Source organism: Lacticaseibacillus thailandensis DSM 22698 = JCM 13996 (genome assembly GCF_001436135.1).
Lineage (GTDB): Bacteria > Bacillota > Bacilli > Lactobacillales > Lactobacillaceae > Lacticaseibacillus > Lacticaseibacillus thailandensis.
On record NZ_AYZK01000002.1, the window covers coordinates 212,169 to 232,630 of the forward strand.

Annotated in this window: 19 protein-coding genes and 1 pseudogene; 5 read left to right on the forward strand and 15 right to left on the reverse strand. The window is 47.2% G+C overall.

What is annotated here, in order from left to right; all coding sequences use genetic code 11:
• Window positions 1-90: 90 nt before the first annotated feature.
• The gene (locus tag FD19_RS04565; protein ID WP_056969224.1) at window positions 91-732 is read right to left on the reverse strand and encodes a Crp/Fnr family transcriptional regulator; all 642 of its coding nucleotides are present in this window, start codon (window positions 730-732) and stop codon (window positions 91-93) included.
• A 90-nt stretch (window positions 733-822) separates the two neighbouring features.
• On the opposite strand from FD19_RS04565, the gene FD19_RS04570 reads away from it, so the two are divergent.
• Entirely contained in the window at window positions 823-1,383 is a 561-nt protein-coding gene (locus tag FD19_RS04570; protein ID WP_056969225.1) for a hypothetical protein, read from the forward strand.
• Between the two features lie 111 nt (window positions 1,384-1,494).
• On the opposite strand, the gene FD19_RS09815 is transcribed toward FD19_RS04570, so the two are convergent.
• The 5 genes from FD19_RS09815 to FD19_RS04590 form a co-directional block, all read right to left on the reverse strand.
• The gene (locus FD19_RS09815; RefSeq protein WP_156321858.1) at window positions 1,495-1,635 is read right to left on the reverse strand and encodes a hypothetical protein; all 141 of its coding nucleotides are present in this window, start codon (window positions 1,633-1,635) and stop codon (window positions 1,495-1,497) included.
• A gap of 12 nt (window positions 1,636-1,647) precedes the next feature.
• Window positions 1,648-1,899: a GlsB/YeaQ/YmgE family stress response membrane protein gene (locus FD19_RS04575; RefSeq protein WP_054749861.1), complete on the reverse strand. Its 252-nt coding sequence runs from the start codon at window positions 1,897-1,899 to the stop codon at window positions 1,648-1,650.
• A gap of 348 nt (window positions 1,900-2,247) precedes the next feature.
• Window positions 2,248-3,435 carry a bifunctional phosphopantothenoylcysteine decarboxylase/phosphopantothenate--cysteine ligase CoaBC gene (gene coaBC, locus FD19_RS04580; RefSeq protein ID WP_056969226.1) on the reverse strand — a complete coding sequence of 396 codons (1,188 nt, stop codon included), beginning with the start codon at window positions 3,433-3,435 and terminating at the stop codon, window positions 2,248-2,250.
• A gap of 30 nt (window positions 3,436-3,465) precedes the next feature.
• Window positions 3,466-3,840: a nucleotide pyrophosphohydrolase gene (locus tag FD19_RS04585; RefSeq protein ID WP_082383812.1), complete on the reverse strand. Its 375-nt coding sequence runs from the start codon at window positions 3,838-3,840 to the stop codon at window positions 3,466-3,468.
• A 128-nt stretch (window positions 3,841-3,968) separates the two neighbouring features.
• A complete protein-coding gene (locus FD19_RS04590) occupies window positions 3,969-4,880 on the reverse strand; it encodes a restriction endonuclease (protein ID WP_056969227.1) in 912 nt (303 codons plus the stop codon).
• A gap of 160 nt (window positions 4,881-5,040) precedes the next feature.
• On the opposite strand from FD19_RS04590, the gene FD19_RS04595 reads away from it, so the two are divergent.
• The 3 genes from FD19_RS04595 to FD19_RS04605 are packed head-to-tail and all read left to right on the forward strand — an operon-like array spanning window position 5,041 to window position 10,948.
• A complete protein-coding gene (locus FD19_RS04595; RefSeq protein WP_056969228.1) occupies window positions 5,041-8,109 on the forward strand; it encodes a type I restriction endonuclease subunit R in 3,069 nt (1,022 codons plus the stop codon).
• Between the two features lie 18 nt (window positions 8,110-8,127).
• Window positions 8,128-9,738, forward strand: a complete 1,611-nt coding sequence (locus tag FD19_RS04600) for a type I restriction-modification system subunit M (protein WP_056969229.1) — start codon at window positions 8,128-8,130, stop codon at window positions 9,736-9,738.
• Entirely contained in the window at window positions 9,728-10,948 is a 1,221-nt protein-coding gene (locus tag FD19_RS04605) for a restriction endonuclease subunit S (protein WP_056969230.1), read from the forward strand. The genes FD19_RS04600 and FD19_RS04605 overlap by 11 nt, the downstream gene beginning before the upstream one ends.
• 73 nt (window positions 10,949-11,021) lie before the next feature.
• On the opposite strand, the gene FD19_RS04610 is transcribed toward FD19_RS04605, so the two are convergent.
• The 8 genes and pseudogenes from FD19_RS04610 to FD19_RS04645 all read right to left on the reverse strand — a co-directional run bounded on the left by FD19_RS04610 (window position 11,022) and on the right by FD19_RS04645 (window position 18,295).
• Window positions 11,022-11,939: a site-specific integrase gene (locus FD19_RS04610; protein WP_420836028.1), complete on the reverse strand. Its 918-nt coding sequence runs from the start codon at window positions 11,937-11,939 to the stop codon at window positions 11,022-11,024.
• Window positions 11,940-12,040: 101 nt separating this feature from the next.
• Window positions 12,041-12,592 (reverse strand): annotated as a pseudogene (locus FD19_RS04615) (restriction endonuclease subunit S); the annotation flags it as partial.
• A gap of 265 nt (window positions 12,593-12,857) precedes the next feature.
• A complete protein-coding gene (locus FD19_RS04620) occupies window positions 12,858-13,433 on the reverse strand; it encodes a restriction endonuclease subunit S (RefSeq protein ID WP_082383809.1) in 576 nt (191 codons plus the stop codon).
• Window positions 13,434-14,485: 1,052 nt separating this feature from the next.
• Window positions 14,486-15,319: a PTS system mannose/fructose/sorbose family transporter subunit IID gene (locus FD19_RS04625; protein ID WP_225353456.1), complete on the reverse strand. Its 834-nt coding sequence runs from the start codon at window positions 15,317-15,319 to the stop codon at window positions 14,486-14,488.
• On the reverse strand, window positions 15,291-16,085 hold the full coding sequence (locus tag FD19_RS04630; RefSeq protein WP_056969232.1) for a PTS mannose/fructose/sorbose/N-acetylgalactosamine transporter subunit IIC: 795 nt from the start codon (window positions 16,083-16,085) through the stop codon (window positions 15,291-15,293). Before FD19_RS04630 ends, FD19_RS04625 begins: the two co-directional genes overlap by 29 nt.
• A 14-nt stretch (window positions 16,086-16,099) precedes the next feature.
• Window positions 16,100-16,567, reverse strand: coding sequence for a PTS sugar transporter subunit IIB (locus FD19_RS04635; protein ID WP_056969233.1), 468 nt, complete (start codon window positions 16,565-16,567; stop codon window positions 16,100-16,102).
• A gap of 18 nt (window positions 16,568-16,585) precedes the next feature.
• The gene (locus FD19_RS04640) at window positions 16,586-17,296 is read right to left on the reverse strand and encodes a GntR family transcriptional regulator (RefSeq protein WP_056969234.1); all 711 of its coding nucleotides are present in this window, start codon (window positions 17,294-17,296) and stop codon (window positions 16,586-16,588) included.
• 27 nt (window positions 17,297-17,323) lie between these two features.
• Entirely contained in the window at window positions 17,324-18,295 is a 972-nt protein-coding gene (locus FD19_RS04645; RefSeq protein WP_056969235.1) for an SIS domain-containing protein, read from the reverse strand.
• A 497-nt stretch (window positions 18,296-18,792) separates the two neighbouring features.
• On the opposite strand from FD19_RS04645, the gene FD19_RS10025 reads away from it, so the two are divergent.
• Window positions 18,793-19,215, forward strand: coding sequence for a transposase (locus FD19_RS10025; RefSeq protein WP_082383807.1), 423 nt, complete (start codon window positions 18,793-18,795; stop codon window positions 19,213-19,215).
• Window positions 19,216-19,539: 324 nt separating this feature from the next.
• On the opposite strand, the gene FD19_RS04650 is transcribed toward FD19_RS10025, so the two are convergent.
• Window positions 19,540-20,448 carry a YitT family protein gene (locus FD19_RS04650; protein ID WP_082383842.1) on the reverse strand — a complete coding sequence of 303 codons (909 nt, stop codon included), beginning with the start codon at window positions 20,446-20,448 and terminating at the stop codon, window positions 19,540-19,542.
• Window positions 20,449-20,462: the final 14 nt, after the last annotated feature.

Below are 20,462 nucleotides of genomic sequence, written 5' to 3' on the forward strand. Positions count from 1 at the left end.
CGTAACGGCACGAGAAGATTTAAAACGGCCAGAAATTATCGCTGACTATTCGTTCAAAAAATAACGTTTGGAGCGCTGATACTGTGACATTCATAGCACCCGCACCATCTGCCCCTGCATCGCGATGCGCCCCTCCGTGACCAGCTGCTTCAAGTTGCGGCTCAAAGTTTCCGGGGTGATACTCAGCCACCCCGCCAAGTCGTGTTTGCTCATGGGCAACCGAAAGTAATTCGTCCGTAGGTGGGCACCGGTATCTTCGAGGTACCGTAACAACCGGTCGTGTGCCGTCAGCGTACCCAGCCCCGCACTGCGGTTTTCCAGCATGGTCAGCCGGTTGCCAAAGGCGCTGAGGAGGCTCACCGCGAGCTGCGGGGTCGTGGCCACTAACTCGCGAAAATCATCCCGACGAATTGAGCAAACCCGGGCGTCCGTTATGGCTACCGCTGAATTCTGGTGTGCCACGTCGGCAAACAGCGCTGCTTCACTATCCACGGACCGCGGCTCTAGCAGGTACATAATGTGTTCCGTCCCGTCCGCCGCGGTACGAAACACCTTCACCCGGCCGCTGTCCACCACTAACATCCGCTCGGCCGGCTCGCCAGCCGCGTACAACAATGCCCCTTTGGCAACGGGTTGCTGGTGGGTCGAGATTTGCGCTAGCTGCGCAATAATCGGGGCGGGCAGCCCGGCAAAGATGGGTGCGCCGGCGACACACTGTTGCGGATCATGCATACTCAGTACCTCCACGTAAAATTGATAAATGTCAATTACAGTATACGCGGACGGTGCTATACTGACCATAACAATTACGAGGAGGATTTGATGATGACCACATACAAAGCAGACATTGTGCCACTGAACGCTGATAAAATTGGGACTGCCGCCCACGGGACCGCCCGGCTGGAGCTGACCGACACGGAGTTGACTATCAACATTGAAATGTTCGATACGCCCGCTAACATTGAGCACTGGGAACATTTCCACGGCTTTCCTGACGGCCAGGACGCCCAGATTGCGACCGCAGCCCAGGACGCAAACGGCGACGGCTTCGTCGATCTCATGGAAACGGAATCCGTCTCCGGTACGACCATGGTACCGTTCGACGACGCACCGGAACACATGGACATCCCGCACGACCGCTACCCCGTTGCCGACGCGGACGGCCACTTTGCGTACACCAAAGTTGTGCCGGTCAATGAACTCCAGGACAACTTTGCCCAAGCGTTTGGTAGTCGCGACCTGCAGCTCGACAAGCGGGTCATCTACATTCACGGCGTACCAGCCGGCTTGGACCTGCCCGACAGCGTGGCGGGAATGGTGGGGATGTTCGACGCCCACGTCACCCTGCCGATCGCCGTGGGTAAGATCAAACGCGTCGATTAATTACTGCACCATACTAATAAGGCCGCCCTCGTGATGAGAGCGGCCTTATTAGTATGGCTGACGGGCATGGTGACCAACGCTCACTTCGTCGTGGCGACCATGCGCTAGTCACTAGCCGTGTAACTTCCGTTGTAACTTGTCGCCCAAACCGTCGATGCCCTTAGCGGCCACGACCGTGCCGGCCACCAACACACCCCCGACGATCAGGGTGCTGGCGACCATAAACTTAAAAACCGTTTTAACTGTGTCCATTGGGTGTCCCTCCTAATCTGTCTGGCTGCGGCCGGCGATCCAGGAAACGATGACCACCAGCACCACGGCCCCAATAATTGACGGAATCAGCGCCATCCCGGCAAGCTGTGGTCCCCAGTGGCCTAGCACCGCTTCACCAACGGCGGACCCCAGTAACCCAGCGATAATGTTGGCAATCCAACCCATGGAATGCCCCTTGCTCGTGATGGCACCCGCAACGGCACCAATTAACGCACCAATAATTAACGCCCAAAGAAAATGCATGATGTCGTCCTCCTTTACACACTTCCGTGGCAGAACCTCTGCCCTTATTCTTAGCGTACGGGGGTCAGAACGGTGGGTAAAGAAATATTTTGTGAACTGCTAAAAATCCCTTTATATCGGGGATAAGGCGGGGCCTACCGCCACCATAAGCAAGGATGATTTGCAAAAATTTTGGTTAATCGTGCTAATGGAATCATTGTTCAGCACAACAAAAAATCACCCACACTTAAGCTGGGTGATTGATGCGTGATTATCAACGGTAAAGGTGCTGCCACTCTGGCTACCATCATGACCGTGAGCGCTGCCTGGCCCCGGCAGCACAATTCGCACCAGCTAGTCCGGGCACCGTTACATCGCCATGGCCGCCAGCCGCACAATGGTACTGGCCACCTCCGTCTTCGCCGCCTCATCGAGGGCCAATGGTGCCTGGTCTGGCCGCAAAATGGTGACGGTATCGGTATCGGTGTTGAAGCCCTGACCGTACCCAACCGGATTGGCGACGATCATGTCGGCACCTTTGCGCTCGAGCTTGGCCTGGGCGTTGGCCACCAGGTCGTTGGTCTCCGCGGCAAAGCCGACCAGATACTGGTGCGACTTTTGTGCGCCCATCTCGGCGAGAATATCGGGATTCTGCACCAAATCGAGGTGTAGCGCGTCGTCACCCGACTGCTTCTTGATCTTATTACCGCTGACCGTGGTCGGCCGGAAGTCCGCCACCGCCGCGGCCATCACGACCAGGTCGGCACCCTCAAAATTGGCCAGCATGGCGTCGTGCATCTCTGCGGCTGAGGTCACGTAAACCGCGTCTACTGCCGGTAGCACCGGCAACATCTTGGTCGCCACGAGCGTCACGTCAGCACCAGCGGCCGCCGCAGCGTTGGCGACCGCCGTTCCCATTTTGCCTGAGGAATCATTGCCAATGTAGCGCACAGGGTCGATGCGCTCCTGCGTGCCGCCGGCCGACACTAGGACCTGTTTGCCCGCCAGCGGCTGCTTGGCCTGATAAGTGTCCACAAACAACTGGATCACGTCCAAATCGGGCATGCGCCCCACTGCGGTGTAACCCTCGGCCAGGAAACCTTCTGCGGGCGGCAAGACGCGCACACCCATATCCTTCAGACGCCGGACATTACTTTGCGTGGCGGCGTTAGCCCACATCTTGTCGTTCATGGCGGGCACGACCAGCTTAGGGCCATCAAAGGCGAGCCAGCTAGTCGAGACCACGTTGTCTGCCAGCCCCTGTGCAAACTTGGCTAAACTATTGGCGGTCGCCGGGACGACCAACATCATGTCTGCCCACTGGGCCAACTCCACGTGCACCACGTGCTCTGGGTGGTCAAACTCGTGGTCGTCGGTCACCGCCTCATGCTTGGTGAGCGTCGCCAGTGTCGCCGGGGTCACAAAGGTGGCCGCGGCGGGCGTCATGGCCACGCGCACGGTGTAATCCGCACGCATCAGGCTGCGCACGAGCAACGGCACCTTGTAGGCCGCGATGCCCCCAGTAATCAGAACGACAATATTTTTGATGGTTGGCATGAAGCGCCTCCTTTAATTACGGCCAACGTACTAATTCTTAGTCTTATGGGACCAGTCGCGGCGCTTGTTGATCTCATTTTTGGCCGCCACCAGCTTTAACGGATCCACACCCAACCGGTCGCACATGAAGAACGTGTACGTCAACACGTCGGCCAATTCTTCAGTCAGGTGCGACTCAGCGGCATGGTCAAGGGTGTCATCGGATCCCAGCCACTGAAAAATCTCCAGTACTTCGCTAGCCTCGATGCTGACCGACTTGGCGAGGTTTTGCAACGAGTGGTACTGGTCCCAGTTGCGCCCGTTGCGAAACTTGACGATAGCGTTAAGCACGTCGCGATACTGTTGCGCGGTCTCGTCGTCAACGCGGACGGTGTCAGGGTCAATGGGATGGATGGTGGAAGACATGGACAGGAACTCCTTTGTTGGTGGTGTGATGGTTAATAATTGTATTTTACACCAACGAAAAGCAACACCACATTAACGCTTGCCTTTCATACTCATACATAAAGAGCACCACAAGTATTCAGCCACGCCTAGTTTTTCTCAGTATAGTAGTCATCCAACTCAAAGGTCTGCACAGGGGAAATGTGCAGTTGATATTTTTCCACCAGTTGTACAATGCCCTGACCATCAATTAAGGTAACAGATTTTGCTCCCTGTACTGCTTTGCGTTTAGCACCGTCAGTAAAATGACTAGTAGTAATGAAGATGCCATACTCAGCGTTGAAGCTATCCATGACACCCTTAAACTTATCTATTTCTGGCTCGCCAACGGGGCCATCCCCATACCGCTTGGCCTGAATAGCTACACGCGAAGTTCTAAATTCATCGGATTGAAAGTAGCCAAACCCATCGATACCATGATCGCCAGAAATAACTTTACCCATCTTGGCGTCTATTCGCACGCCCATCTGGTGAATCAACAAACGTGCAAATTGCTCAAACTTGGCAGGTGAAAACTGCTTGATCCGTACCAACAATTCTGCCTTCCACGAATCTTCCGGATCTTCATTATCGTCATCGTTAGCTTCAACTACCGTCGTTCCATCGGCCTGGAATTTTGCTTTTTTTGCATTCTTAGCACGCCGTGCAGCCGTAGTCCGGGACCAATAATCTCCCATGGTCTTTAATTGCTGCTTATTCGGAAAATTAGTCAGCGGGTCCGCACGACCCTGTTCGGTTAAAACAATTGCCGCACCTCGCACTGGCTTTTCGATATAACCGATAGCCGCTAAATCACGAATACCAAAATTAAAATCCAGATTAAACGGTATATATGGATTGCCATTCTTTGATATAACCGTGCCGTAAACATCATCGTGCGAAAAACCGCTATCATCATCCTCAGCAATAATAGCCTTGAGATCATCACGTGTTGCCGTACCACCAACACTCTGTAAGGCACGCACTATTGCTTTTTGGGCACCCCGCCGAACATATGCCATTATGATTCTCCCCCAATGCTTTTACTTTCCATGATATTTTACACCTGACCAAGCACTCAACTACCGCCATAACGGTTACTAATCATATTTTTAGGGTAAAATGATTTTGTAATCAAGCAATTATTTGTCGGTGAGTATCGCTACGAGTGAGGAAATAAAAATGGGCTCAGAACTACAATTCGAAAAAGATTTAATTACCTACCTGCAACATTTAGGTGGACAAAAGCAGTGGGAGTACTTGCCACAGATAAAAACCACCAACCAGTTATGGGCTAACTTTAAGCATATTCTTGAAGCCAACAACCAAAACCGTTTAACAGAGCCACTATCTGTCGATGAGTTTGCGCAGATCAAAGCGGAAATCAGTCGTCTCAACACACCATATGCCGCCGGACAGTTTTTGTATGGCTTTAATGGCATTTCACAGGTGGAGGTCAATCTGGATAACGGTGAACACACCTTCCTGACGGTATTTGACCAGGCAGAGGTCGGTGCGGGTAACACTACATATCAAATCGTGAATCAAATTAAGCGGCCCAACGTTCTGCCCGGCAAGGAAAACCGACGTTTTGACACCACCCTCCTGATCAACGGCCTCCCCATCATTCAAATTGAGGAAAAAGCCACTGCCCACGAAGCGCAAGAAGCACTTAACCAGATGCACCAGTACATTTTGGAAGGACAATATTCTGACATTTTTTCCACCGTCCAAATTCTGGTGGGCATGACTCCTAATAGCATTCGGTATATGGCAAACACCACCGGCGATACATTCAACACCGCCTTTGCCTTTAACTGGCAGCGCGAAAAAGACAACTCGACTATTCGTGATTGGCGGGAATTTAGCAACCAGTTTCTGAGCATTCCCATGGCACACAACATGGCCACTTCCTACATGATTCTAGATGGCACTCACAACAAGCAGTCCATCAAGGTCATGCGTCCATATCAGGTATATGCCACCCGGCGCATTATTGAAGCTTTACGCACCCACGATTTTAAATATGGTAAGCAAGAAGTGGGCTACATTTGGCATACTACCGGTTCAGGTAAGACCATTAGTTCATTTAAGGCCGCATGGTTAGCTTCACGTTTACCTAACGTCGACAAAGTCGTCTTCATGGTCGACCGTATTGCCTTGACCAACCAAACAGCAGCTAATTATGCAGCCTATGATCCAGATGCGGATGACAGCAACAAGGGTGGCGTGGTTAGTGACACCCAAAACGTGGGTGACCTCAACCGTAAGTTGAAGAATAAGAACGGCATCATTGTGACATCCATTCAAAAAATGGACTGGTTAGTGCGCCGAAAGAGTTTTAAGGCTCCAGACAAGAATATCGTTTTCATTGTTGATGAGGCTCATCGTTCAACCGCGGGTGAAATGATGCAACGGATTAAGGAAGCCTTTAAACACTCGGCGTGGATTGGTTACACCAGTACCCCTTCGTTTGAGGGCATCACCACCCGGCAATTGTTTGGGGACGTGCTGCATACCTACACGATTCGTGAAGCCATTGCGGATGGTAACGTCCTCGGTTTCAAAGTGGACTTTAACACCACCATTCCCCTAGATAGCCTGCGCACCGAATACTTGCCCCGCTTCTACGCCAAGCAATATCCGCAGTGGACCCAACAAGACATTCAAAACAAAATTGACCACCTATCTCCGGCAGACATGGACGACCTGGTTAACCCCAGCGTCTATGACATGAACCCGACACACGTACAATTGGTCGTTAAGGACGTGCTCAACAAGTGGCGCAACCGGTCAGATGACTATCGTTATAGCGGCCTGTTTACTACCCACGTTGGTGGCGGCAAAGCCTCAATTCCGATGGCGGTCATGTACTATCGTGAATTTAAGAAGCAAAATGCAGCGTTGGAGCGACCATTACAAATTGCCATTAGTTTCTCACAGGACAATAGTAATGGCGACAACATGATTACTACCAACACGGCCCTGAGTGAGGCAATGAAGGATTATTCTGCCATGTTTGGTAATCACTTCGACGACACTAACGCCACTGAATATGCGGAAGACGTCGTGGCTCGGCTCAACCGCACCATCAATGATGACCGTTATTTGGACCTGGTCATTGTTGTGGATCAGCTACTGACTGGCTTTGATGCACCGACCCTCAACACACTTTACGTTGACCGCACACTACACGGTGCGGGCCTTATTCAAGCTTACTCACGGACTAACCGGATCCAAGACATGGTGCACAAACCCTACGGTCGCATTGTCAATTACCGTTGGCCTGAACAAAGCGAAAAGCTGATGAATGAAGCATTAGCCGTCTACGCTAATCGGGATTCAGCCAATGAGAACCTCCCTCTGGTGATAGATGATACCGGTGTAATTGCTCCCAGCTTTGACACACTAATCACCGAAGCCCAAAAATGTGTCGCAGAACTACGCACCCTTAGCTTCAATATCACCGACCTACCCAAGAGTGAGGCTGGTCGTGACCAGATGTACGAGGACTTAAAGACTTATAACCGCCTGATTAGCCAGTTGAAGCAAGATGATCAATATGACTACCGAGACCCGGACAAGCTGCTCAAACAAATTGGACTCACTGGTGACGAAGAAACCCTGCTGACCACTTCGCTTGCGCACGACCTCAAGCGTCGTATTGCCCAACACCGTGAAATCGAATATTCGGACCTAACACTAGAAATGCAACACGTACGTGATATTCAGGTGAACTACGATTATCTGGAAGAACTAGTGGCGCGCCTAGCTAACGAAGTTCATGAAGGGTGCACTAAAGCTGCTGAAGGCACCTTCAAAGAAGTTAACAAAATGGCTGATCAACTGGAAGATGAGCACTATGCCCTGCAAGTTAAGCGTACTGCCAGCGGGTTGCTGGATGGGTCCGCACAAGCAGAACATTATCCAGTCGAATCGAAGGATGCGCGGGGAATCATCACTGCGCACAACAATACTTCGAAGGCACATGAAATTGGCGAGTTTATGAAGCGTTGGGGGCTATTGGAGATTACGCCTGAAGTCATCACCACACTAATTGACCGCCACGTACCGGGACAGGATGACCTCGATGAAGATGGTTCAATCCGGAAAATTCAAAAAATTGCGCAAACGCATTATCGCGACTATGCCAGTGATGAGCAGGTTGCGCAATTGGCGAAGGTTAGGTATCGCAACCAGCTGCGTGAAGCCCTCACCAACTTTGCAAATTACATCAAGAAAAACTACTAATACCAAGAGGAATAATCGATGAAAAAATCTGAGCTTACCGCACACGAAATCACCAATAAACTTTGGAGCATGGCTAACAGCCTCCGTGGCACCATGACGGCCACCCAGTATCAAGACTACATTCTAGGGTTCATGTTCTACCGCTACCTGTCAGACCATCAGGAAGATTATCTGGTCAACGAGGACGTAATTGACGTGGCTGAGGGGCAAAGCGTTAATGCTGCCTACGCAGCCGAAGCGGCGGATGACCTCGATGATTATCTGGAGGATATTAGCAAGTCGCTTGGCTATGCCATTGCACCACAGTTCACCTGGGCCACCATCATGGAAAAGATCAACGACGAACACATCAAGCCGTCTGATTACCAAGACATGTTAGACGCCTTTGAACGCAACGCAAGCTTGAATCCACAGGCCAGCGCGGACTTCCGTGGTGTGTTCTCCAACATCCATCTGAATGACTCTCAGCTAGGTAACAGTACCGCAGCCAGGGCACGGGTCTTGAGTGATGTGGTCAAGATGATCAACGACTTTGACTTCCGGGACGAAACCGGCCGCGATATTTTGGGAACAGTGTATGAATATCTAATCGCCGAATTTGCGGCCAATACCGGTAAAAAAGCCGGGGAGTTTTACACGCCCCATGAGGTTTCCATCGTCTTGGCAAAATTAGTCACCCTGGACGCGGCAACTGAGGGACAGTTCACCGTGTACGACCCAACCATGGGGTCTGGCTCCCTTCTATTAACGGTGCAAGACCAGCTGCCAGATGGCCACAAAGCGGGCCGCGTCCACTTCCACGGTCAGGAATTGAACACCACTACGTATAACCTGGCCCGCATGAACCTGATGATGCACGGTGTTGAATACCAGAATATGGATCTGCACAATGCGGATACCCTGGAAAATGACTGGCCCGATGGTGAAATTAACGGAATTGACCATCCACGAAGTTTTGACGCCGTCGTTGCCAATCCACCCTACTCCGCCCACTGGGACAATAACGCCAATAAAATGAAGGACCCTCGCTTCAAGAACTACGGCAAACTAGCGCCTAAAACCAAGGCGGACTACGCCTTTGTTTTGCATGGTATTTACCACCTGAAGAATACCGGGACGATGGCCATCATTTTGCCACATGGTGTCCTCTTCCGTGGCAGTGCCGAGGCAACTATTCGGCAAACGTTGATTGAAAACAACTACCTGGATGCCGTGATTGGAATGCCATCAGGCCTGTTCTATTCCACCAGCATTCCTACGGTAATTTTGGTGTTCAAGAAGCAGCGCAACACTAAAGATATTCTGTTTATTGACGCCTCCAAAGAATTTGAAAAGGGTAAAAAACAGAACCGTCTAACCGATGACAACATCGACAAGATTATTTCTGCGTACCGGGAACGCAAGGATGTCGATAAGTTCGCCCATGTAGCTGATTTGGACGAGATCAAAGAAAATGAATTCAACCTTAACATCCCTCGCTACGTCGACACTTTTGAAGAGGAACCTCCCATCGATATTTCAGCGGTAGAACAAGAACTCGCCGATCTGGATAAACAGATTGCCGTCGCGGAAAAAGAATTTAATGAGATGAAGTCACAACTGGTGGAGACGAATCAAGATGAAAAATAAAAATATGAAAGTACCCCAGTTACGGTTTAAGGGATTTACTGGCGATTGGGAACAGCGTAAGCTTGGTGAATTGGCGACTTTTACTAAGGGGTCTGGGTTCTCTAAAGAGGATCTTATTGATGAAGGAAGACCAGTAATTCTGTATGGAAGCATGTACACCGACTATCACACGATTATTAATAAAGTTTCAACGTACGTGGCGACAAACTCTAAAGGTACAGTAAGCGCTGGAAATGAGGTAATTGTACCAGCCTCAGGTGAAACTGCAGAAGATATTGCAAGGGCCTCAGCGGTAATTACCCGAGGAGTTCTATTAGCTGGTGACTTAAATATAATCACTCCGTGCAACAACCTTTCTCCCATATTTCTTGCGTTAATAATATCAAACGGTCGTCAGAAGTCAGAGCTTGTGCGCAGAGCTCAAGGAATATCTATTGTGCATCTCGGAAACTCGGCTCTCAAGGATGTGGTCGTCAAATTTCCAAGCCTAGAAGAGCAAATTGCAATTTCATCTTGCATATCCTTGCTAGATCAAACTATCGCTCTTCATCAGCGGAAGCATGATTTGCTTTTGAAACTAAAGAAAGGTTACTTGCAAAAATTATTTCCCGGAAAAGGTCAAAAAGTACCCGAAATACGCTTCAAAGGGTTCACTGAAGATTGGGAACAGCGTAAGTTTGGAACGCTTTATGCTAAGGCTTCGGAAAAAAACGATTTGTCAATTCCTAGAAGTAAAGTTATCTCGGTGGCAAAAATGCACTGGGGTAGTGTAAAGGATGATTCAACTGATGAGTACATGCGTAGCTACAATGTTTTCCGCTTGGGTGATATCGCATTTGAGGGAAATAGGAGTAAAAATTTTGCCTTCGGAAGATTTGTTGAAAATACTTTAGGAACGGGGCTGGTCTCGCATGTATTTGATGTTTTCCGTCCGAAAACTAGTTTGAATTTATATTTTTGGCAGTATTATATCCACAACGAAAACTCAATGCGGGATATTTTAAGGCACTCCACCCAAAAATCAACTATGATGACTAATTTGGTTACTAAAGACCTTCTCCGTCGGTCAATTGGGGTTCCTTCTCAGGATGAGCAACAAGAGATAGGACAGTTTATGCTACAGCTTGATCAAGCCATCGCTCTTCATCAACGTAGGTTAGATGAACTCAAAAAACTAAAGCAAGGCTACCTACAAAAACTTTTCATATAAATCAACAAAACGCAGCCATATGGACCACTAAACTGGTCAATATAGCTGCGCTTCTCATTTACTTGAGCATAAGTCAATTTAATCCCGCTAAGTAGCGCATAACCTTATCGTTATCCTGATTTTCTAACTCCTGAATAATATGCAAGTACGTCTGTTGGGTCGTTGTCATATTTGAATGTCCTAACCTTCGCGCCACGCTCGCAATTGAAACGCCCGCAAAAAGCAATAGGGATGCGTGCGTGTGCCGTAGTCCATGTATCGAAATAACTGGTACCTCCATACGCCGACAATGCCGTTCTAGTTGATAGTTAACCGTCGAATTGAAGACCGGACCTTGTACAAATAGCGGTTTCTCCTCAGGAAGAGTTTTTACTAGTTGAGAGAATTGCATGATCGTTTGCCAATCAATCTGTACATTACGTTTGGATGAACTGTTTTTGGTTGGTTGAAAACCTCCCCTTGCATCTTTATAGTTCCAAGTCTTATTGACACTTAGGCTTTGATGATTAAAGTCAAAATCCTTTGGAGTTACACCAAGTGCTTCTGCAAAACGAAGCCCTGTCTTTGCAATAAGCAACAACATCCAGTCCCAATTGGGTACGGGCCCTAAATCAAGATCACTCAGCAGCGCATGCAACTCAAACTGATTCAAGTATTTTGGCTTTTTCTGAGATGGTGATTTTCCCTTAATAACTGCCTTTCGCGTAGGGTCTCTATCGATTAATCCCTCATCGACCGCATCCGTAATTGCCCCCTTGATTTGATGATGAAAGTCCATCGTCGTCTGTCGTTCATGAGTTTTTGCGTAATCGTTCAGCAACTGCTGATAAGTTTTACGATTAATGTGCCCCAGCGTAAGTGTTGGTGCCAATTGCACTAGTCGCTTGTAATTAATGTAATACTTGCTTAGTGTTACTTCGCGAACTGCTCCAGCCTTGTATAACTCAAACCATTCCTTGAAATACTGATGAAATAAAGTGTTTTCTGAAATATTTTGCAATTTCGTCATCATCCTGCAAATATTCGTGCGCATTTAAGCTCACACAGGTAAATTTCGCAATGAAGACGAATTTCGTACTACATAAATCGAAATCGTTGATGAAGAGCGATAGCATCATCTATGCTCCGAAAGAAAGCTGCAATCTGAATCTGTTCTTTTAAAGTAGGGAGTAAAATCTGCATCTTAGCCATTGTTTTTCCCGAAACTTCAACAAAGGTTGATCCTGCTCCATTTATCTCACCATAACGTTTGAGCTCGCTTGTTCGAGAAAAGATGAAGTAACTATCTAATTGCGCTGAATCAGGAACTATAGATTGAAATCCTTGGTTCGTGCAAGCCTCAGTTTTAAGTATAGCTGTGTTTCCAATACCTGCGCGCGACGTAAACAGCACCGTTCCAATGGGAAGCAATTGAGCAGAACTATGAGATAATCCAGAAGTTGTAATCTTTTTTTTACTCTCCGAGACGTAACGCTGCTGACCTATCTCAGCAGGAGCATACCAATTGATATTGCCATTCCAATAAGCTGATATTGACGTGTTTGGGGTTCCTCCCCCAATAATTTTAGCCACATCTCCGAGCTTACGCTGTTCCCAATCATTATTCCGCTGGGAAAACGCTCTATTTTCGATTAAGAAAACCATTTCTAACAAAGATACGAGTCTGCATTTCCGTTATGACATTCAGTACAGAAAGGATCACTTGAAAAGGCCACTTGTAACAAGAACCGAGTTGTGAACAAATTTCAATGGTAAGCCAACGTTTCAGAAAACATTAAAACTAAAACCCAAACACAACATCATTTCAAAACACTAACATTTGTTTATTGGAACATGATGTAATTTTTTATTAGTATAAACTGATCCCGATCAAACATGATGAGCTGACCACCAAGCCCTTACGTTACTATCAATGATGAAGAGCGATAGTGTTTTCCAAAAACTCCATAAATTTTCCAATGGCTTTTTGCTCTTCCAAACTAGGGACGGCAAAAGCGACATTCAGCATAGAGTCCTTTGATATATTCTTCATACTTCCGCTGGTTCCTGTCCCCAACGACTGAATCTGTTTGATATTTCTTGGTGTATTCAATACGCTTATTAACCATTCTTGATTAAAGTGGGAGGCAACAGCTCCTTGCCACAATCTATCTGGGAGAAATACATTGGCCCGTGTTTCTGTGTTCAAGCCCGACGCCCCAACCAAAGCGGGAGTATTCATTCGACTGATTAAAATGCACCCCTTTTTGAGTGGAGTTTTGGCTCGAAGGATTTCTTCACGTACAATTGATTTCACTTCCGTTAAATCAACATGGCCAAGCTCTATAGCTGATGTTTTCAAAATATAATAGCCTGTATCTTCTTCTCCAGAATTAACACTTACCCCTGACTCCAAACTGTTTATGGCATCTCCGAGCTTACGCTGTTCCCAATCATGAGGTATAACAATTATTTTGTCCTGCGCTAATTTGCGCCTTTTATAAATATAGCGTCAATAATTTCGACCTAATTTCTCCCTAAAACCCTAAAATAAATTAGTCACATATCAGAACCCCCCATGCGTAAACCCCGAACACCATTTAAACTACCAGTGAGGGCAGCCCACCACAAAATTTCCATTTGGAGGGACAGACTCATCGCAAGCAAAAATCGTTACGTTATTAACGGCTTTACCCTAGATTTTCTCTGTAGTTTGCCAATAAAGCTACCACAATGGCCGCACCAGTACCTGACAGTATCCACCATCGCAACATTACCTGCACCCAAGTCATCCGGGTACTGCAGTATCATCATCGACGATCGCGGCCAGGTTTACTACAGTGGCCTCCGTACAAATACGTTAATAATGCACACCCGCTCATTGGCGGGACTAACACATCCGGCCATCTGGTTGTTGGCGAGTCCGGAGCTTTTTACTGATAATTGTCCACCCCTGCATCAAGTAACTGCGTGGATGGACAATCATCATGGTTTCTTGGGCTTAGGCAGTTGCATATCCAGACCGTTACCCTGGTTCAGTATTCATGCAATCCAAAGTGCACGGTGGTCACCTACCGGCTTTTACCATGGAGTTTATCGTCAACGCCATCTACGCGTAAGGCTAAATTTTAACAAGATAAATGCCGTTCGTACCATCGCTTTCACCACCACGATGCAAGAAGACCATCTTGCCCCTTTACTTCGCCAAACGGCTGGTTTGTATAAATTTGTTCATCAAGAATACCGAGCCTGTCTCTCTTTTGCAGACACAACCAACCTCCCCGCAGTCCCGCAGGGCAACCGTTATGAGCTTTGGTATCAGCATCAACGGGTTAATACGTTAGTAACCCGAATAATTGAGACTAAATACAAATATGATAGTCAGCACAATCGCGCCCGTGCTTTGACCAAAGGTTGGCGCCTACTATTAGAACAGCCCACTCCTTATAGATAGTCGTTGAATAGGTAGTCACTAGTAGCCACCCTAAGGGCTGCCCCACACATACGGAGGACATAAAAGCCTCGCCCAGGGAGGGCGAGGCTTTACTATTTGCACTTTTAAACCGATAAAATCTTCAACCAGGTACCCAAAATGCTGACAGCAATAATTGCCACCAGGATCCAACCAACATTCCACTTCTTCTTTAACATCCACATAACAGCCAATGTGGCCAGAACTGGTAAGAGTGAGGGAATAATTTGGTTCAATGTCTTGATCAAGGACATGGCTGTCTTCCCACTGCCAATCGTTATTGGCGAATTAACCACAACGTAACTAGGTATCATGGCACCAACAACCATCATCCCTAGAATTGAGGCTTTTTCCGAAATGCTTTGAATGATATTTGAATCACTCATTCGTTGCATCAAGTTGGTTCCCTGTTCATATCCCAGTTTGAGACCAAAATACCGAATGATTGTTGTGGGCACATTGTAGGCCAGCAGAAATAGAATTGGGCCAAAAACATTTCCCGCCTTACACAAGGCAATTGATAACCCCGTACAAATAATGCGCCACGTGGTGAGAATTAGGGAATCACCAACCGCTGACAGTGGGCCCATCAGGCTGACTTTAACGTTGTTAATTAGAGCGGGATCGAAATCCTCATTACGTGCATTTTCCTCTTCCATTGCGATGGATGTTCCAAGGGTAATGGGTGCAAAAACGTTGGTAATGTTGAAAAATTGCATGTGTCGCGTTAACGCCTGTGACATTGCGTTATTATCATCCTTATAAATTGCGCGCAGTGCTGGTGTCATGGCATAGGCGTACCCCGTTGCCATTTGCCGGGTGTACTCCCATGACGCGCCCATGGTGAAGGTGCGCCAAAATACTGAACGTAGACTTCGTCTTACTGGGGAATTAGAAGCTGTCTGTGTCGTCTTCATCATCTGAACCTCCCAAAACTTGCTGCTGTGAAGCCTTATTTTTCTTCTCGTTGTAGTACATGATCATAATGATCACCATACCAATAATGGCGATGCCAATAATTGGAACCTTAAGGTAAGCCGCTAATACAAAGCCTAGGATTAAGTACGGCACGATTTCTTTACGCAAAATTTGCTGAATTAGCATAGCAAACCCAAACGCTGGTAAAAGCCCACTGGCAACCACTAGGCCATCCTGAACAAATTTTGGAATGAAACCAACAATGGCGGATGAAAACCCGGTACCAAAGTAATAAGCAAGCATAATTAAAATGGCTGAGGGAACGAAATTGACGCACGTGCCACCCCAAAAAGCCATCAAGCTTAACTTCCTGGGCTTGCCCTCACGTGCATATTGATCACATTTAGCCACATACAGAGGAGCAATGAATACATAGGCCAAGTTTTGCACCAACAGAACCAGCATGGACAATGGCAACCCAAACGTCAGAGCTGCCGAGATGCCCTTACCAGTAGAAATTGCAAACACCGTCCCTAGAACTCCAGAGGAAACCATGTCCTGTGGAACCGAAGCACCAATTTCAATCACGCCAATGTAGGCTAACTCCAAGGCAGCCCCAACTTCAATACCCGTCGTCAAGTGGCCAAGCACCAGTCCAGTGAGCGGACCAATTACTATTGGACGCGCTACCTGGCCACGTCCAGTAAGGTAATACTCGCCATAGCCGATGAGGGCCACCAGCCCAATTAATAGTGTCTTCAAAAGCATTTCGCTCACCTCTTTCAGAAGTCGACGGTTTTCGAAGCCGCCGTGGGAACTTGTTGGATGTATACTTTGACGCCACTAGTTGACAATTTCTTAAGCTCAACCTTATCTTGCGCGGTCACATTAACCGCCGTGGAAATGTTTTCAGTGTCATCGGTCTTCTTGGTGCCACCAAGATTTAAGCTTTCAGGCTTATCCTTCAAACCTGAAATCAAACGGTAAGCATCATGGATGCTCTCAACCACAATCATGATGTCATATTTATCGGCAATGCCACTGTTAATCTGATCAATACTTTTTTGAATTGGCATGATGACCAACTTAGCCCCTACTGGCCGTGCCATTTTAGTTGTGGCTTTACGAATAGGATCATTAGGCACATCATCGTTAGCAATTAATACACAATTAGCATGAGTCGCACCATACCACGACAGGGCTGTTTGACCATGTAACAATCGATGGTCCACCCGTATAAATTTAATCATTAGTCATCCCTCCTTTTACTAAATCTTGAATTGATATCTGTCTGACACTATCAACTGCTCACCGTATTGCACAATTTTCTTATTCTGATCAAATATCTCAGTCTTCATCGAAAATAGGGGAAAACCAACCGAACGTTGCAATAATTTGGCTGTTTCTACATCGGCTGTCACAACACTCAAAGTGGTATCGTCAGAATCCAGACTAGTAATTCCAAAATGCTCCCGAAAAATTTCATACAGGGAACCATTTAAATCGTAATCGCCTAGTGTGGCAAATCGCGGTAACGGATAATAATTATTTTCCAAAAAGATTGGATCTTGATCCAAAAAACGTAACCGGACAGTATGCAACAAACCAGTGACATCAACATTAAATTTACTTTGCAATGCAGCGGTAGCAACTACCCGCTCTACCTTTAAAACTTTTGTTTGTGGGTGAAAGCCACTTGCTAGTGCCACTTTGGAAAAGCTTTCAACTGAACTCTCGCGCACCAGACGACTAACCCGTTGTGGCCTTTGAACAAAACTACCTTTGCCTTGAACCCGCTCTACTAGGCCATCCTTAACCAATCCGTCTACCGCAAGCCGTATAGTCACGCGGCTAACACCGTATTGTTTTTGTAGTTGTGGCTCACTTGGTAATTGGCTACCAACGAAGTATTCCCCTGATAGTATCTTCTGCCGGATGCTAGTCATTACCTGCTCATACTTCGTCACCCGTGCGCTCATAATTATTGTTCCCCCAAATAACCTTTTTTAGTATGGCACCTTGCCCATATAGCGGCGAACGTCTAGTGAATGGTCACGTTTATCCGCCAGCTTTGCACGGTACTCACTGAGAATAGTATAGAAGAGAATTGGGTTGAAGAACTCAGCCACTTTACTATCAATCATGTCCAGGCCCAATTCCTTTGCATCAACAACCTCAACCTTTTCAGCATACTTGTGTAAGAACTTGAGAGCACGTTCATCGAGCGGACGCGTACGGCCAACACTTTCCAATACAATATATGGCTTATTTTTGTCGGTAACCTCAAATGGTCCGTGGAAATATTCGCCTGAGTGAATTGGCGCTGCATCCAACCACTGCATTTCCATCAGGCTGCAAATTGCGAAGCCATAAGCATGCCCAAAGGATGGGCCACTCCCCAAAATGTAGAACATTTTCTCATGAGCATACTTATCTGCAAATGCCTTCGTCCGTGGCTGAACTTGATCAATGGCATTGTCCACAATAGTATCAATCTTGGCAAAAGCATCCCTGAATGCAGGCAACTGGTCGTAGCCCTCAAGACCAGCCAAAATTTGTGCAGACATGTCCAACATAATGGCCATCGGATTGTTAACAACTTCGCGTTCATTACCCCACTCGTAAACAATTTTTTCGTCAGAATACTTAAGTAACTCAGCCTTAGCATTGAACGTCAGCCCTACTGTGACTGCTCCCGCTTGTTGGGCAACATGCGCTGCCTCCACGGATTCTGGCGTACTACCACTGTGCGAGCAAACAAATACGATTGAATTAGCGCCCAAACGCTTTGGCTGAACATGAACAAATTCGTTTGAAGTATACCAACCCGTTGTAAGTGTGGTACTTTCTGCTTGTAGGAAGTAATAGGAAACATACATATCGACCAATGAGCCACCAGCTGCCACGAAGTAAACTGAGTTAATTTTGCCCTCGTTGTGCTGAAGAATCCGTTTAACAATTTCGCTTGTCTTGATCATTTTGCTCCTCCTTAATACGTCTCAATACGTCTTACTACATTTTTTATTGTAACCGTTTTCCAGAACGTGTCAACATGTATTTTGAGTGCTTACACATTCAATAAGTGAGTAGGTAACAAAAAAAGGTCTACACTTTCTACTGTTGGTGTCTACCAACGCAGCGAGTGTGGGCCCTATTTTTAATGACAATTTTGGCAAAATAAAAGGGCAACCCATTGGCTAACCACGCTGTCCCTCTATGCAATCAAACAAACAACAAGCGAACTATCGATCAATGTTCCAAAACGATCTAATACTGTCTATTCTAGGAATACCAAATACTAACATCAACGTCACTGCAGCAAGTAACGAAAAACGATCCTCTCGGGACGTTACCTGCCAAGTCCACGTCATTTACTGTGAACTATCTTACCCGCCCAGACGTTGTCAGAATTGTGGGTTTGCGAATCGCCAACGCAACGGGCATGAATTAACGCGGGTTAAGATCCCAGAAGCGACTGAAATGCCCACGATTCTGGCGCTTTATCAAAGCGGTCTTTCCGAATGTCCGCATCGTTATTAATTGCTTTTACATCGCGAAATTACTAGGTCATGCCCTTGGCCAAACCCGGATTGTGGTCCTCAAACAGATTGATGACTCCCACACCTTGCAATACAAGGTGCTTAAGTCCCAGTGGCGCTTATTCCATAAGACTGACCCTGACGCCCGACGGTTGCACTTTCTGTTCGGAATCAATGAATATATGACCGAGCAGAGAGCCTTTGATTTTGGTCTTGATCATCAGCTTCAACTACAAACGGTCTACGAAGCCTACCTCAATCTACATAATGCTCTAATGTCAGGCAATACAATAGCTTTCTGGCGGGTCCTGGATACATACCGCAACACCGGCAACGCAGTGGACAGATGGCGACACTAAGACAAAAACGCCAGAATGTGCTAGTAGCCACCACCAGTCCCTGTAGCAATGGCCTGATTGGGGGGCGAGAACTGCCTGATCAAATCCTTGAAACGTAACTGTTTTGGCTTTAAGAACCAACAAAACTTTTTCGATCGTATTTACCAACTAGTCGCCTAGATAACAAAAAGGTTTTCCAAAATGGAAAACCTCGGCAATTTGAAAATATTGAAACCAACAGCATTTGACGGAGACCCACAAAAAGGATCCGTGCAAGACCCCTCACTACCATTATCGACAGTCAGGCCTTAACTACGCGAATCCTTCTCCTTATATTAATTTATTCTATTCCACCGCTGGCTCAATAAACCTTCCTGCCATTTCCACCACCTTAGTGCTGGAAATAAAAGCATTCCGATCGTGTGCTCGAATGGTCTCCTCGAGATCATGAAACTCTGCCCGTGAAATAATGGTCAACAATACCGTCTTACTTTCGTGCTTATAACCACCCTCAGTGTCCTTAAACACGGTAATACCATGGCGCATCTCTTGGTGAACTGCCTTTAGTAGGTCGTCAGCCTTGCTTTGGTCCGTCACAATCATGACCTGTAATCGCTGCTGTCGCGTGTACAGGAAGTCCATAGCACGACCCCCGACAAAAATAGCGATGACCGAATAAAGGGCGTGCGGCCAACCCTCTAGGAAACCCGTTACAATAACAACGACCGCGTTGACCGCGATGCTGACCGACCCAACTGACACGTTGTAATACTTGTGGAGCAACATCCCCACAATGTCCGTACCACCACTGGACAAACCATTACGCAACGCCAGACCGATTGCTGCACTATTGATAACTGCTCCAAAAATAGCACAAATCATCGGGTCGCGCGTCAATGGTGCTAGACCAGTCGTCATATTGATCAATATCGATGAACTAACAACGGTAATCAACGTGAAGGCCGTAAACTCACGACCAATCTCTTTCCAAGCCATCCAAATTAAGGGAACGTTGAGGATAAAGAAGAGGTTAGCAGTATTCATCACTGCAGTTGTCGACACCCCTGCCACCCGAAAATTCAGGAAGCGACGGAAGATGATCGCAATAACTTGGGCTACACCGGTTACACCCCCAGCCGAGATATGACCCGGTTGCCAAAATAAGTTCAACGCTAAACTTAAGCTCAGCCCGTACAGTACCGAAATTGCTAATTTCCGCCAGATTTTTACTTGCCGTACTTTTGGATTAATCATTGCCATTTTAGCCA